We start from the raw sequence: 13,943 nt of genomic DNA on the forward strand, positions 1-13,943 counted from the left end.
GACGCTGTCCGCCCTGCCGTCATGATCCGCCATCTACCTGCATATCACTGGAGCCAGCCGCGGCGGCTGCCGTATCATGTAGGCCTTTTCACGTACTGCCATTCCACTGCCGTCCTGCATTCGCCGCTGGTTGCCAGCCGCACTGTCCGACAGGCTCTGCCCAGGATGTTTTCATGAACGATCAGAACGCTCACCTCGCCCCCGATGTGGCCGCCCTGCTCGAGCGCCGACAGGACATCTGGCTGGCGCTGTCTCCACTGTGGCTGGAGCGCGACCCACGTGAAGCCGAGTATCAGCACATGGCAGAAGTTGTCGAAGCCCAGGGGCTGAGCTTTCAGGAACTGGAAAAGCTCTATCGGCTGGAGATGGCGCCGGTACTGGTGCGAGAACAGGTCAGCATGACGCCCAACTTCAAGGGCTTCGATGACAGCCAGCTGCTGTCACGCCTGCTGCAGCATACGCATCGTCTGACACGTGGCCGGCGCATGTTCTGGCTACTGTTTTCGGGGCTGGCCACGATGCCGAGTCGCCATCGCTACGGCAATCTGCTCGAGATTCTGCACCTGCGCGGCAATACGCCCCGCTAGCGCCCCGCCCGCAACCTGCATGGGGAAGCCTGACGAGGGCTCTGGCCTGCAACGCCCGAATGGCAAGACACCCCGCGACCGGAAGGTCACGGGGTGTCTTGTCGTGCTGTAGTGCTTAGCAGTGCTTAGTAGTGCTCAGCAGAGCTCAATCGCCATTCCTCGAGGGGGCTTACGCCGCCGAGCTCATGGCCGTTTATGACGCGGCACTCTCAGCACCCCTTGTGCGCGGCGCTTCTGCCAATCAGACAGACTTGAAAGGCCTCGGCTGTCGCTGATGCGCTTGCCCCCTTCCAGACGTTTGCTCATCCACAGCGCACTGCCATTGAAACTGTAGATCGGCAGCAGGTCCGTGCGCTCACTGGCCGGCAGGATGGAACTGTTCAGGTTGTCCAGTACATCAGGATTGCGCGTATTGGCGCCCTGATAGGTCACGACCATGTGGAACTGGTTGAGGCTGAGCGCCTTGACGTAGTGCAGGCGCAGGCGGTCTTCCGGTACGCCAAGCTCGCGCAGGGTCAGGTACTTGGCCATGGCGAAGTCGTCGCAATCACCGGCCCCTGCCCCCAGAAACTCCTGCGGCGTCGCCCAGTAATCGGTCGCTCCCCAGACGCTGAGGTCATCGGTGAAGTTGAGACGATTGAAGAAATCGTTCACTTCGCTCAATTGGCGCCTGACCGGCGCGTCCTCCAGGCGCTGCAACAGTTGCTGCCATTGCTGCACACGATTCCAGCCACCTGTCCCGTAGATCTGGATGAACTGGCGGGAATCCACCGCCTGTGCCAGACCCGCACCGAGCGACAACACCAGCAGCACCCCGACCGCAAGACCCTCCCACCAGCGGCGATGATTCATGTCGAGGCACCCTGAATGTCACTTAGCGAGGCATATCTTCTGCTGGACTGGCGAGCCTTGCCATGACATCGACTGCCGGTGACACGAAGCCCTGATAGCCATCTGCGCCCAGCGACATCGCCCGCTCCTGATCCGCCTCGGACTCGACGCGGGTCACGATGACCTGCGACTCGACCTGATGCGCGGTCATGCACAGACTCTGCAACAGCTCGGTGTCGACGTCTTCGCGCTTGAAGAACGCCTGGTCGATCTTGACGTAATCAGGCCGCAGCGCCGACAGATAGCTGAGCTCCTTCAGCTCTCGGGCGAAGCGGTCGATGCCGCCCCGCGCGCCCAGTCGGCGAGCATGTCGGAACAGCATCTTGATACGCTCCTGATGCCTGAGGGCGATGCTTTCGGACACCTCGATATCCAGACGCTTGCACAGACGCGGATGCGCCGCCAACCAGTTGAGCAGACCAATATAACTGGCTTCATCGTCGAAGGTTTCTTCGGTCAGGTTGAGCGCCAGCCTGGGCACTTCAATCCGGTCGATATAGGACGCCAGCCACTCCAGAGCGCGCAGATCAAACTGCGCCCCCATGCGGAAATGGCGAATCACGGGCAGGAAATCACCCGCACGATGCAGTTCATCACCATCGCGCAGACGGGCAAACAGCTCGCGATGGAGCTCACCACCATCGTTGAGCAACACCGGCTGGGCAACGAAGTCGAGTCCCTTGGGGGAATCCAGGGCCTTTTCGATGATCTCGCGCCACTCGCCTCGCGGACGCGCACGCCCACCCGCAGGGGCCAGTTCCACGCCAGACCCTTGCTCGATGGCCTGACGAAGCGTGGCATCTGCAACGGCAAACATCTGGGTGCGCTGCATGCCCGGCTCACGCCGAACGGCGCCAAGGGCACAGTTCTCCGGCGGAGTATCCACCAGCGGATTGGCATCCAGCAGGTTGTCGATATCCTCCGCCAATAGCGTGAGAAACTCCTGAAGCCGAGCCTCGTCGGTTTCCGGCAGCAACAGGCCGAAATCACTATTGGCCAGACGCGCGGCAATGATCGCCTCACCCGCCAGTTCGCGATCTTCCAGCTTGCGCGCGATGGCTTTCACCAGGGCGTCACGCCCCTTGTAGCCCTGCTCGCGATACACCACCTCGATATGCGACACGCGCAGCAACGCGAAGCTGCCACCCATCGGCTCGCTCAGCCACTCATCGACCGCTCGATTCAAATAGCCGCGGTTGCCAAGCCCCGATACCGAGTCTTCTTCCGCCTGGCGCTGCAGACGCGCCAACTGCGCGGCCTGAGCCTCGAACTGGGTCTGCAGGCGCTGTCCAAGACGATTGACCGCCGAGGTGATGCCCTTGAGCTCCGCCACGCTGGTCTCTTCCAGCGGCGCGTCGAAGCGCTGTGTCTCCATCTCATTGAGGCGAGACGAGAGACGCTCCAGCGGGCGCAGCAGACGACGCATGACCAATGAGGCAATCAGCAGCGTGATCAGACCGCCCAGCAACAGCCACAGCGCCAGACGCTTGGCCAGCTGCCAGAGCTGGTCATAGCCCTGGGCAGATTCGCCGGTCAGGCTGATCGTGCCCAGCGACGCCCAGCCACCCGGCAGCTCGCGACTCGCAGATTCCACCGGCATGGGAATCAGGTCACGAAACCACTGCGGTGCCAGACTCTCGCGCACGACATTGAAGGCGATGGGTGTCGCGATGGCCACGCTCTCCAGCCTGGCATCGCGCACATGACCACCATCTACCGTGGCACGCATCAGGGCTTCGGCACTGGCGGCATCGCCAAGCTCTACATGTGGCACCAGCGCGAGACTCAAGCTCTGGGCGAGATTCGAGAGTTCGACGCGTTGTCGTTCGGCCAGTGCATCACGGGTGTTGTTGACCTGGATGAAGAAGATACCGAGGGAGAACCCCAACAATACCAGCAACATCAAGGTAAACAGGCGGCGCGAAAGACTCATCTGATTTCCTCATCAACCATCAGCATGGCAACGGCGCACCCAGGGTTCGGGAGCGCCGTGGGTGGCTTAGCCCTGTTGTTGGACGGGGACGGCAACACTCATGGAATCCAGCAGAGCGCCGGTCGCCGACAGCAGGCGATAGTTGGCGGTTTCCAGATCAAAACGGGCGCGAATCAGGTTCTGTTGAGAGGTGAACAGCTCACTCTCGCTATCCAGAAGGTCCAGCAATGTGCGGCGTCCGATATCGAATTGCTTGCGATAACTCTCGCGGGTATCGGTCGCGGCACGCACATAACTTTCCAGGTAATCGATCTGACGCTTGAGGTTCTCGCGGGCATTCCATGCCAGACGAATCTCGTCACGCACATCGCGCATCACGCGATCATTGTCGTGCTCGACCGCTTCCAGCGCTGCCTGACGACCGCGGATCTCGGATTGATCACGGCCGCCACGATACAGGTTGTAGCGCATGACCAGTTCGACGCTCCAGTCGTCTGACTTGCTCTTGTCCTGGTCATAATCATTGTCCAGCGTGCGATTGCCCTCGAGACTGAACTCGGGGTAGTTATCGCCCTTCTCGGCGTTCACTTCATGGCGTGCAGCGTCAATGGAGACCCGCGCTGCCGCCAACAGCGGGTTGCGCTGATTGGCCTGCACGTAGGCGCTCTCGACATCCTCGCTGAGCAGGCTGGTGTCGATGCCCGGCATGCTGAGGTCCGACGGCATCTCACCCACCAGACGCAGATAGGCTGAGCGGGAATCCTCGAGATTGTTGATCGATGACAGCACGCTGGCTTCGGCATTGGCCAGACGACCATCCACCTGACGCACGTCACTGCGCGCACCAAGGCCGGATTCCGCACGCCGTCCGATATCATTCGAGATACGACGGTGAGCCTCGAGATTGGCTTGTGCATACTTGAGAATCAGCTCATCACGCATGACCTGCAGATAGGCACCGGCCGTATCCAGCGCGATGTCATTGGCCTCGGCCGCGACCTGCAGGCGCTGGTAGTCCGCCTCTGTCTCGGCCTGGCGAATGCGCTCGATTGTCGTGTTGCCGTCCCAGAGCAGCTGACGGATGGTCAGATCAAGGCGCGTGTAATCGTGCCAGTCGTCATCGTCATTGACGCCGTCATCTTCCGAGTCGAACTTGCCATAGCCCAGACGACCGGTCAGATCCACCGTCGGGCGATACGCCCCGCGCTGGGTTTCCGCTTCTTCGAGTCGCTGGATGTGACGTGAAACCTGAACGCGCGTGCGCGGGTTTTCCATTACCGCTCGGGATACGGCCTCTTCAAGAGTCGCAGCCGAAGCCTGAACGCCAAACCCCATCCCTGCGGCGATGCTCAACGCCAAGAGTGTCTTTTTCATTATGAGTTACCCTCGAATCCATCAAATCCTTGATCAACGTTCACGCAAGGCACCTTGCCTAGCGCGCAGAATCGGCTTCATCAAATATTGCAGTACGGTCTGATTGCCAGTGATCACATCGACACTGGCCTGCATGCCCGGGATGATCGTGAGCGGATCCGAGTCACTGCCAAGGTGGTTCTGCTCCGTCAGCACCTTGATCTCGTAGAAACTGTTGCCTTCTTCATCCTGCACAGTATCCGCACTGATCTGATCGACCTTGCCTTCCAATCCACCGTAGATGGTGAAGTCGTAGGCAGATAACTTGACGACGGCCGGCTGTCCGATTCTCAGGAAGCCGATGTCCTTGGGAGCGACTCGCGCCTGAACCAGTAGCTGATCCTCGATGGGAACGATCTCCATCAGGTCTTCCCCGGGCTCGATGACGCCGCCTATGGTATTGATATTCAGCGTCTTGATGGCGCCCTGAACCGGAGAGGTCACCAAAGTACGATCGAGTCGGTCCTGAAGACTGGTGCGCCCCTCACGCAAGCGACCCAGATCCGCCTGGGTCTTGGCGAGCTCTTCCGCGGCACGTGAGCGAAATTCCTGCGCGACGCCGACCCGATTCGAGATGGCCTCATCCAGCTCCGATTGCTTGCCCGGCACGGCCAGTCGCGCCGATTCAAGATCACCCCGCAGGTCGTTGACCTCACGCTGGATCTTGAGAAGGTCCACCTGAGAGACCACGCCTTCACGCACCAGCGGGGCCGTCATGCCGAGCTCGCGACGTGACAGTTGATAGCTGCGCTCGAGACTGTTGATGCGCGATCTCAACTCACGCAACTCCTGCTCCTTCTGCAGAATCTGTTCACGCGCGCCATTGAGGCCACTGTTGAGCTGATTCAGATGCGTGCGATACGCCGTCATCGCACGCGACACGAGAGCGGGACTGCGTGCCTTGAATTCTTCGTCGAAGGGCAACTCGATATTCTTCACGCTCACCTGATCCTTCCAGGCATCCGCGGAGGCGTTGACCTCGATGGAATCAAGCTCGGTGTCGTACTGCATGATGGTGGCCTGCAGGCCATCGAGGGTCGAGACACGCTCGCGCAGATCGGAACCTGCACTGGTGTCGTCAATGCGCAGCAGTGGCTCCCCCGGCGAGACGACCTGACCTTCCTTGATATAGATCTCGCGCACGATACCGCCTTCCAGGTTCTGGACGACCTGCAGGTGCGTCGAGGGCACGACCTTGCCGGAGCCGCGCGTGACGACCTCCAGACTCGCCTGACTGGCCCAGATCACGAAGATGACCACGAATGCGAGCACCATCCAGATCAGGATGCGCGACTTCCAGGGAGTCGCCAGCAACACGGCCGAACTGACATCGTCGAGATGGTGAAGGTCACGCTGCTCAATCGGTGCCTTAGCCACGATTCACCTCCTGCTTGCGCCCGGCGACACGGCCTTCATTCAGGGCGCTCAGCACCTGCTGCTTGGGCCCATCGGCGACGATGCGCCCCCCTTCCATGACGATGACGCGGTCTACCACGTCGAGCATGCTGCTCTTGTGGGTGACCAGCACCAGCGTCTGGCTGCGTGGCAGGGACTTGAGCATTCTGCGCAGGCGCAGCTCGGCGCGGTTATCCATGTGCGAACCGGGCTCATCGAGCAGCAAGAGCGGAGGACGCATCAAGAGCGCGCGTGCCAGCAAGACCGTCTGACGCTGACCGCTGGAGAGCATGCGCCCACCCTCACCCACCTGACGGTCCAGTCCTTCAGGGTGATGACGAGTGAATTCGGTCACACCGGAGGCATCAGCCGCGAGTTCGACCTGTACGTCACTGGCGTGTGGTTGGCCGAGGGTGATGTTGTCGCGAATGGAGCCGAAGAACAGTGAACTGTCCTGGCCCGCATGACCGATATGCCGACGTACGTCGGCGGGATGCAGCTGATTGAGATCCAGTCCATCGATTCGAACGCTGCCCGCCGTGGCGCGATACAGACCAGAGACAAGACGTTGCAAGGTACTCTTGCCAGCACCGATACGCCCGATGATCGCGATCCTCTCACCTGGATTGATGGTCAATGAGATATCCGACACGGCAGGCGGCGTATTCGGCGCATAGGCAAAGCCGACGCGATCGAATTCGATGCGCATCTGCAGGTGCTCGCGGTGAACGTAACGACGATCTTCCGACTCTTCCGGCAATGCCATGATCTGCTCAAGCGCACTCATGGCACTGCGAGTCTGGCCGATGCGCGTGATCAGCAACGCCAACTGCCCCAGCGGCTGCAACGCACGCCCGGACAGCATGACCGCGGCGATCAAGCCACCGACAGACAGCCGTGCATCCGCGATCAGATAGACCCCGAACACGACCAGCGCCACCGTGGTGGCCTGTGTCAGCGACATGCTCAGAGAGCTGACAGAGGTCGTCAGGTTGCGGCTTTTCACCCCCCAATGCGCGATCTGCCCGACGGCGCGTTCATATCGACGCTGGGTTTCGCCCTGAGCATTGGCCAGCTTGAGGCTCTCGAGGCCGGAGACTGCTTCGACGAGGCGCGCATTGCGTTCCGTCGCCAGGCGCGACCCCTGCTCGATGCTGCTGCGCAGCGGCTTCTGGATCGCCAGACTGTAGATGAGCAGGATCACGAGCGCGGCGAAGGGCACCAGAACCAATGGCCCCGCCACGATCCAGATCACCAGCAGGAACAGCAGGGCAAACGGCAGATCGACCAGGGTGGTCAGGGTTGCGGAGGTGAAGAACTCTCGAATCGAATCAAACTCCTGCAGGTGCTTCACATAGCCACCGACAGAGCCGGGACGCGCTTCCATCCGCAGGTTCATGGTCTTGGAGAAGAGTTTCGAGGTCAGCAACACCTCGGACTTCTTGCCGGCCGTGTCCATGAAGTAGGCGCGTGTCTGGCGCATCACGAAGTCGAACACCATGATGATCGCCATGCCCGTCGCCAAGACCCACAGCGTGTTGAAGGCCAGATTGGGCACGACCTTGTCATAGGCGTTCATCACGAACAGTGGCGATGCCACGGCAAACAGGTTGATCAATATCGACGCCAGAATCACGTCACGATAGATCGGCCGCGACAGCTTCAGCGTTGACCAGAACCAATGGCCATCGCTCTGCTTGAGCGTTTCCGGTGCGCGTTCATCAAAGCGGTGCTCCTGCTTGAGATAGACGACACGCCCATCATGACGCTCAGCCAGTGACTCGATGTCCACCAGCTCATCACCCTCGGCCTCAGGCTGATGAATCCTGGCCTTGCCTGCGTCGTTGTCGACCTCCAGCAAGACGACAGCACGCTCTTCCTTGAGTATGAGAATGCACGGCATCAGCATGTCGCTGATGGCCGTGATCTGCTGGTTGACCAGTTTGGCACTCAGATTGGCACGTGCCGCGGCACGACTGACAAGCGCCAGGGGAAGACGGCCTTCCTCCATGGGAAGGCCATCGACCAGCACTGCTGCAGATCTGGGATTGCCGTGGTAACGCGCCATGAAGACCAGCGCATTGAGAAGGGGGTCGCCCTCCCTCTCGCCAACGGGCTCCGGTCTTAATGGCGTGGGTTGATCGCTCAACCTGTCCTCCTTAGTAGGGCACTTCGCAGATGTCTCTACGGCAAAGTCTAATACAGCAAGGGGAGACAGCCTAAGCCATCTCCCCTATCACATCGATTCAGCCGTCAACGTTCGTCTTGAGACTGTTGCTGTCGAGCAGAGATTGAATGATCTGCGTATCCGTGTCGCCACCTGATGTCAGGTCGACATCCTGCAGATTGATCTCTTGCGTGATATTGCTGCCGTCGGATCCATCGACACTGATCTCGATATTGGTGCCACCTTCTCCGTCTGACTCGAAGTGCAGGAAGCTCGAGAGCGTATCGGCATCTTCGTTGGACTGAAGCAGATCGGAAAGATCGATGACATCGCCATCCGCGACACTGAAGTCGGTGATGGTATCCGTCGCCATGCCGCCTTCGCTGTTGATGTCATGACCGCTCAGCCACTGGAAGGTATCGGCACCATCGCCGCCGGTCAGGATGTCATTGCCGGCACCTCCGACCAGAAGATCATCGCCCTCACCACCAGAGAGGATATCGTTGCCGGTGCCGCCCCGCAGCGTATCGTTGCCGCTGCCACCTTCCAGACGATCGCTGCCCTCGCCACCGCTCAGGGTGTCATTGCCGCCTTGGCCAATCAGATAGTCCGCATAGAACGGGCCATCGCCATCGCCCGTCAGGGACTCGTTGCCAGAGGTCCCGATCAGGACCGACAGCTTGTCGACGTCGATGCTGACACTTGAGGCGTTGGTATCCCCGTCATTGTCGACCGTCACGTAATCGAAGCTGTCTGTGGAGCGCTCAGTAACATTGCTAGGCGGCGTGTAGGCGAAGTCACCGCTCCCCAGATTGAACAGCATGCTGCCACCCAGGTCCGTAGAGATGGTCAACTCCAGGCTGCCCGCATCGTAGCTGCTATTGTCCGTGCCCACTGCAGACACGGTGTTGGTGGCCGGGTCATAACTGTAGGTCGTGCCATCCACGGTGACCGATTGCAGATAACCGCCATCCGCCCCCAACAGACTGCCATCCACGGAGCTGCCCGAGACAAGCTGACCACTGACCGGTGATTGGACAGTAGCGGCGAGGGTATCGTCGAGATCCTCAAAGCTGGTAACGACAGTGCTATCGAGGTCTTCATCCGCTGAACCGTCATAGGCAATCGGATCAAGGTTGGACTCTGTGACGTTGCTACCCAGGCCGATAGCGTAGGACTTGATGCCATTATCGACCAGGAAGTCAGTCCAGATATCCTCTTCATCGTTCGAGATACCGGCATCTGCTCTGTAAATGGTATTCCCCACAAGCACATTCAGCGCTTCATCATCACCATCGCCAAAGTTTGGCTCACCATCAGAGAAGAAATAGGAAATGCTTTGCGCATCCTCCAATGCTCCATCTTCAGAATAATTCTCGATAGCTGCTGCAAGAGCGGAATCATAATTGGTATAACCACCGGCCTGCAGGTTATCCAGAATGCTCTCAGCCTCTCCTACGGTCACCCAAGCATTCTGAGCCGTACCGATGGATGAGAATGTCACCAGATTGATACGTACGTCACCAAAGTCATCGTAGGCCTCAATCAGAGACTTGATGGAATCAATAGCACTCTGCAGGCGAGTTTCACCATCGATTCCATCAGTTGCATTCATGGAACCTGACACATCAAGAATGATAGTGAGATTGGTATCCACCAGGGTCGACGAGAAGCTCTGCGCTTCCTGCTGCTCTGGGGCATCATCCTCGATGCCGATGGTCAGCGTGCCGATGGAGCTGGCGCCTTCGCTATCCGTTGCGAGCACACCGAAGTCCAGAGACAGGACATCTTCACCATCACCCGAGTGATCAACCGCCTGACTCAGAGTGAAGGTATAGGCGCCGCTGTCATCGATGGTCACCGTCGCGACTTCATTGCCATCAGCATCGGTTGCCACCATTGACTGGGTGCCGCTGCCGGACCAGGACACCGCACTGCCACCGGAGGTGATGGCCGTGGTCGGCTCCGTCAACACCAGTGACACGCTGTCGCTGTCGACATCCGTGACAGAAACCGTACCGGTGACAGTGGTGGCATCGGTGGTATCCGTGAAGCCATCAGCCGCATCGCTGTCGGCGATACCGCCTTCGAGCCCTTCTTCGCTGACGCGACCTTCAGTCGCAGTCACCACCGGGGCATCATTCGTTCCTTGAATGGTAATGGTGACATCCTGGGTAGCTGTCGCTCCCGCCGTATCCGTGACAGTGACGGTGTAGGTCAGGACCAGCGACTCGCCTGCAGACAGGTAGTCGAAGCTTTCCCCGGCAGCGCTGCTGTCGAAGGACCAGTTGAGCGTACCTTCAGTGCTCTCGTCATCGATGATGGCCCCGGTATCCACACCCAGCAGCGCAAGCAGGTCATCGTTGTCCAACGTGCCGGTATCGCCATCACTGGAGACGCCGGTGACGCTCGGCGTCACGCTGTTGCTGAGATCCACGTCATCCACCGACAGAGTCCCGCTGGCACTCAGCGGTGAATCCGTCTCCGTCAGGATGGCGGCTGCACTGTCGCCACTGCTGACACTGATCTCCGGCGCATCGTTGCTACCATTGATGGTGATGGTCAGCGTGGTAGTGGCGGTATCACCGTCAGCATCCGTGATCACGTAGGTATAGACGTCCGTGACCGACTCACCGGCCGCCAGGTACTGCAGGTCGTCGCGTGCTGACTGATAGCTGTAGGATCCATCCGCCGCCAGGGTCAGCTCGCCGTGCTCACCCGTGATCACGGCCGCCGCGCCATCGCTCACCGGGGCAGTCTCCGCTCCGGCGATGACGGCAGTCACGGTTACCGCATCGGCACCCAGAGTATCGGCAGTCGCCGATGTGCCATCCACGACATTGCCGACAACGGCAGCATTGCGATTCTCGCCAATGCTTCGCGTATCAGCGTTGGCTACCGGCGCCGTATCCAGCACCGTGACATCGAGACTGTCACTGGTGCTCTGGCCTGCCAGATCCGTTACCACGACGGTGAAACCATCGACGACGCTGTCATCGCCATCTGTGTGATCAGCCGCTGTGCCATCTTCCACATAGGTGTAGGTGACCTCACCGCTGTCGGCGTCGTAGCCGGTCACGGTCAGCGTGCCTTCACCAGCTGGATTGGAGATCACTACCGGTGTGTTGCTGGCATCCGTGATATCCACGCCAGCGATCGTCACTGCCGCGATACCTGCTGCAGCTGACACGGTAAAGGTATTGGTGAGCGTGCTTCCGGTCGCTTCGGTGACGGACTGGTCTTCCAGTGAACTGATGACCGGCAGCGCATCATCAGTTCCCTTGATGACGATATCCACTGTCGTGCTGGAGCCATCGCTGAGCTGCACGATGTACTGCTCATTGATCGTGTCGGCAGATGTCAGCCCCTGCACAGCGGCAGTGTCGTTATCCAGCGTATAGGTCCAGTTGCCGTCGGAATCGACGGCGAAGGTACCGTAGAGACTGCTGTCGTCAGTGGCCGGCGTGAACGTCGGCGCATCACTATCGACATCGGTCGCGGTCAGCGTACCTGACGCTTCCATCACACCATCTTCGGCAACAGCGCCATCATCGGCACTGATGACGACAGGGTCATCAATCGCTGCGACGTCCTCGAAGCTGAGAATGGCTTCATCGAACTCGGTGCCATCCGTGATCACATAAGTGGTGTCGGGTACCGGACCGTTGTAATTCTCACCGGGCGTGAAGGTGAAGGTACCGTCAGCATTGATCAGAAGTGTGCCGACTTCGCCAAGATCCGCTGTCTTGCCCGGGTCGTACGTAACCCCGTCAACAGTGAAGCTGACGACGCTCAACTCATCACCATCGGCGTCGACATCGTTGTTCAGGACGTTGCCGCTGACCGGAGTATCTTCCTCGACCACGATCGGGCCGTCGTCATAGGCCACCGGCTTGTCATTCAAGCCCTGGACATTGATGGTGATGTCGGCGGTATCCGAGTCGCCATCCGCATCCAGGATGGTGTACTCGAATACTTCCTTGACGAGGTCACCGGCACCCAGTGCCTGAGCGCGCGCATCATCAAGGTCATAACTGAAGGTGCCATCGGTATTGATGGTCAAGCTACCGTAGCTGCCATCGACGGTAACGCTACCCTCATTGTCTGCCAGTGAAATGCCATCCAGATGCGTGATGGTCACGCCATCAGCGCCCAGCTCATCCTGTCCGCCGCCGACAACACTGGAAATGACACTGGTGTTGATCACCGGCTCACCATCCGGAGACGTATCATCTTCGCGAATGGTGTAGGTGTCGTCATTGGCGACAGGCGCGGTATCCACAATCTTGACGTCAAGGCTGTCGCTGGTGCTCTGCCCGGCCAGGTCAGTGACGACCACGGCGTAGTTGTCGAACACGCTATCGTCGCCAGCCGAGTGATCCGCAGCCGTGCCATCCTCCACATAGGTGTAGGACACGGTGCCGGCATCGTAGCCAGTGATGGTCAGCGTACCTTCGTCATCAGTCGCACCCGGAATCACGATGGGGTTATCCACTGACGCCGAAGTGATGTCTGTGCCATTGATGGTGACGCTGGCGATGCCGGCATCCGCTGCCACCTCGAAGGTGTCAGTGACCGTGGCACCTGTGGCCTCGGTCACTTCCTTGTCAGCCAGCGCGATGACCGGCGCTGCGTCGGCCGAGCCGGTGATATTGATGGTCAGCGTGGTGCTGGAATAGTCGCCATCGCTGTCTTCCAGCACATAGGTGAAGACGTCTTTCGCCGGTTCACCCTCTGCCAGAGACTGCGTCTTGGTGGTGTCCAGAACGTAGGTATAGCTGCCGTCGCTGTTGAGCGTCAGCGTGCCGTAGTCGCCCGTGACCGTGGCACTGCCGCCGTCGGCAATTCCGGTATCGTCCAGTTTGCAGACCATGAACGGCGCGTCTGCACCCAGGACGTCCTCATTGTCATTGGCACCATCAATCACGTTGCCCGTGAGCTCGTCCGTCGCATCTTCATCTATATCGCGCTCATCCGGCTTGGCCGTCGGCGCGGTATCCAGAATCTTGACGTCAAGACTGTCGCTGGTGCTCTGCCCGGCCAGGTCAGTGACGACCACGGCGTAGTTGTCGAACACGCTATCGTCGCCAGCCGAGTGATCCGCAGCCGTGCCATCCTCCACATAGGTGTAGGACACGGTGCCGGAATCGTAGCCCGTGATGGTCAGCGTGCCTTCGTCATCAGTCGCACCCGGAATCACGATGGGGTTATCCACTGACGCCGAAGTGATGTCCGTGCCATTGATGGTAACGCTGGCGATGCCGGCATCCGCTGCCACCTCGAAGGTGTCAGTGACCGTCTCACCCGTGGCCTCGGTCACTTCCTTGTCAGCCAGCGTGATGACCGGCACTGCGTCGGCCGAGCCCGTGATCAGGATGTCGACCGTGGTGGTCGAGCCATCGCTCAGCTCGACGGTGTACTGCTCGGTGACGGTCTCGCCCGCGGCCAGCGCCTGAGTCTCGGTGGCGTCGTTGTCGAGCGTGTAGGTCCAGCTGCCATCGGCGGCGACCTCGAAGCTGCCGTAGACACTGCTGTCATCGGTGGCGGCGACGAAGGC

The 13,943-nt window shown here is 59.8% G+C and carries 7 protein-coding genes; 1 reads left to right on the top strand and 6 read right to left on the bottom strand.

Annotation, left to right across the window (positions count from 1 at the left end):
- Positions 1-173 precede the first annotated feature (173 nt).
- Positions 174-587: a hypothetical protein gene (locus tag QD280_RS13715; RefSeq protein WP_166020033.1), complete on the top strand. Its 414-nt coding sequence runs from the start codon at positions 174-176 to the stop codon at positions 585-587.
- 183 nt (positions 588-770) lie between these two features.
- Here QD280_RS13715 and QD280_RS13720 read toward each other — a convergent pair whose 3' ends face one another.
- The 6 genes from QD280_RS13720 to QD280_RS13745 all read right to left on the bottom strand — a co-directional run.
- The gene (locus QD280_RS13720; RefSeq protein ID WP_279839690.1) at positions 771-1,439 is read right to left on the bottom strand and encodes a transglutaminase-like cysteine peptidase; all 669 of its coding nucleotides are present in this window, start codon (positions 1,437-1,439) and stop codon (positions 771-773) included.
- A gap of 22 nt (positions 1,440-1,461) precedes the next feature.
- Positions 1,462-3,411, bottom strand: a complete 1,950-nt coding sequence (locus QD280_RS13725) for an EAL domain-containing protein (protein ID WP_279839692.1) — start codon at positions 3,409-3,411, stop codon at positions 1,462-1,464.
- Between the two features lie 66 nt (positions 3,412-3,477).
- Complete coding sequence (locus tag QD280_RS13730; protein WP_279836844.1) at positions 3,478-4,785, bottom strand: TolC family outer membrane protein; 1,308 nt, start codon at positions 4,783-4,785, stop codon at positions 3,478-3,480.
- 33 nt (positions 4,786-4,818) lie between these two features.
- A complete protein-coding gene (locus tag QD280_RS13735; protein ID WP_043334429.1) occupies positions 4,819-6,201 on the bottom strand; it encodes an HlyD family type I secretion periplasmic adaptor subunit in 1,383 nt (460 codons plus the stop codon).
- Entirely contained in the window at positions 6,194-8,368 is a 2,175-nt protein-coding gene (locus tag QD280_RS13740) for a type I secretion system permease/ATPase (RefSeq protein WP_225996285.1), read from the bottom strand. The genes QD280_RS13735 and QD280_RS13740 overlap by 8 nt, the downstream gene beginning before the upstream one ends.
- Before the next feature lie 97 nt (positions 8,369-8,465).
- The coding region (locus QD280_RS13745) for a VCBS domain-containing protein (protein WP_279839697.1) at positions 8,466-13,943 on the bottom strand (5,478 nt) is incomplete at its 5' end.

It is taken from the genome of Cobetia sp. 1AS1 (assembly GCF_029846435.1).
In the GTDB taxonomy this organism is placed as follows: Bacteria; Pseudomonadota; Gammaproteobacteria; order Pseudomonadales; family Halomonadaceae; genus Cobetia; species Cobetia amphilecti.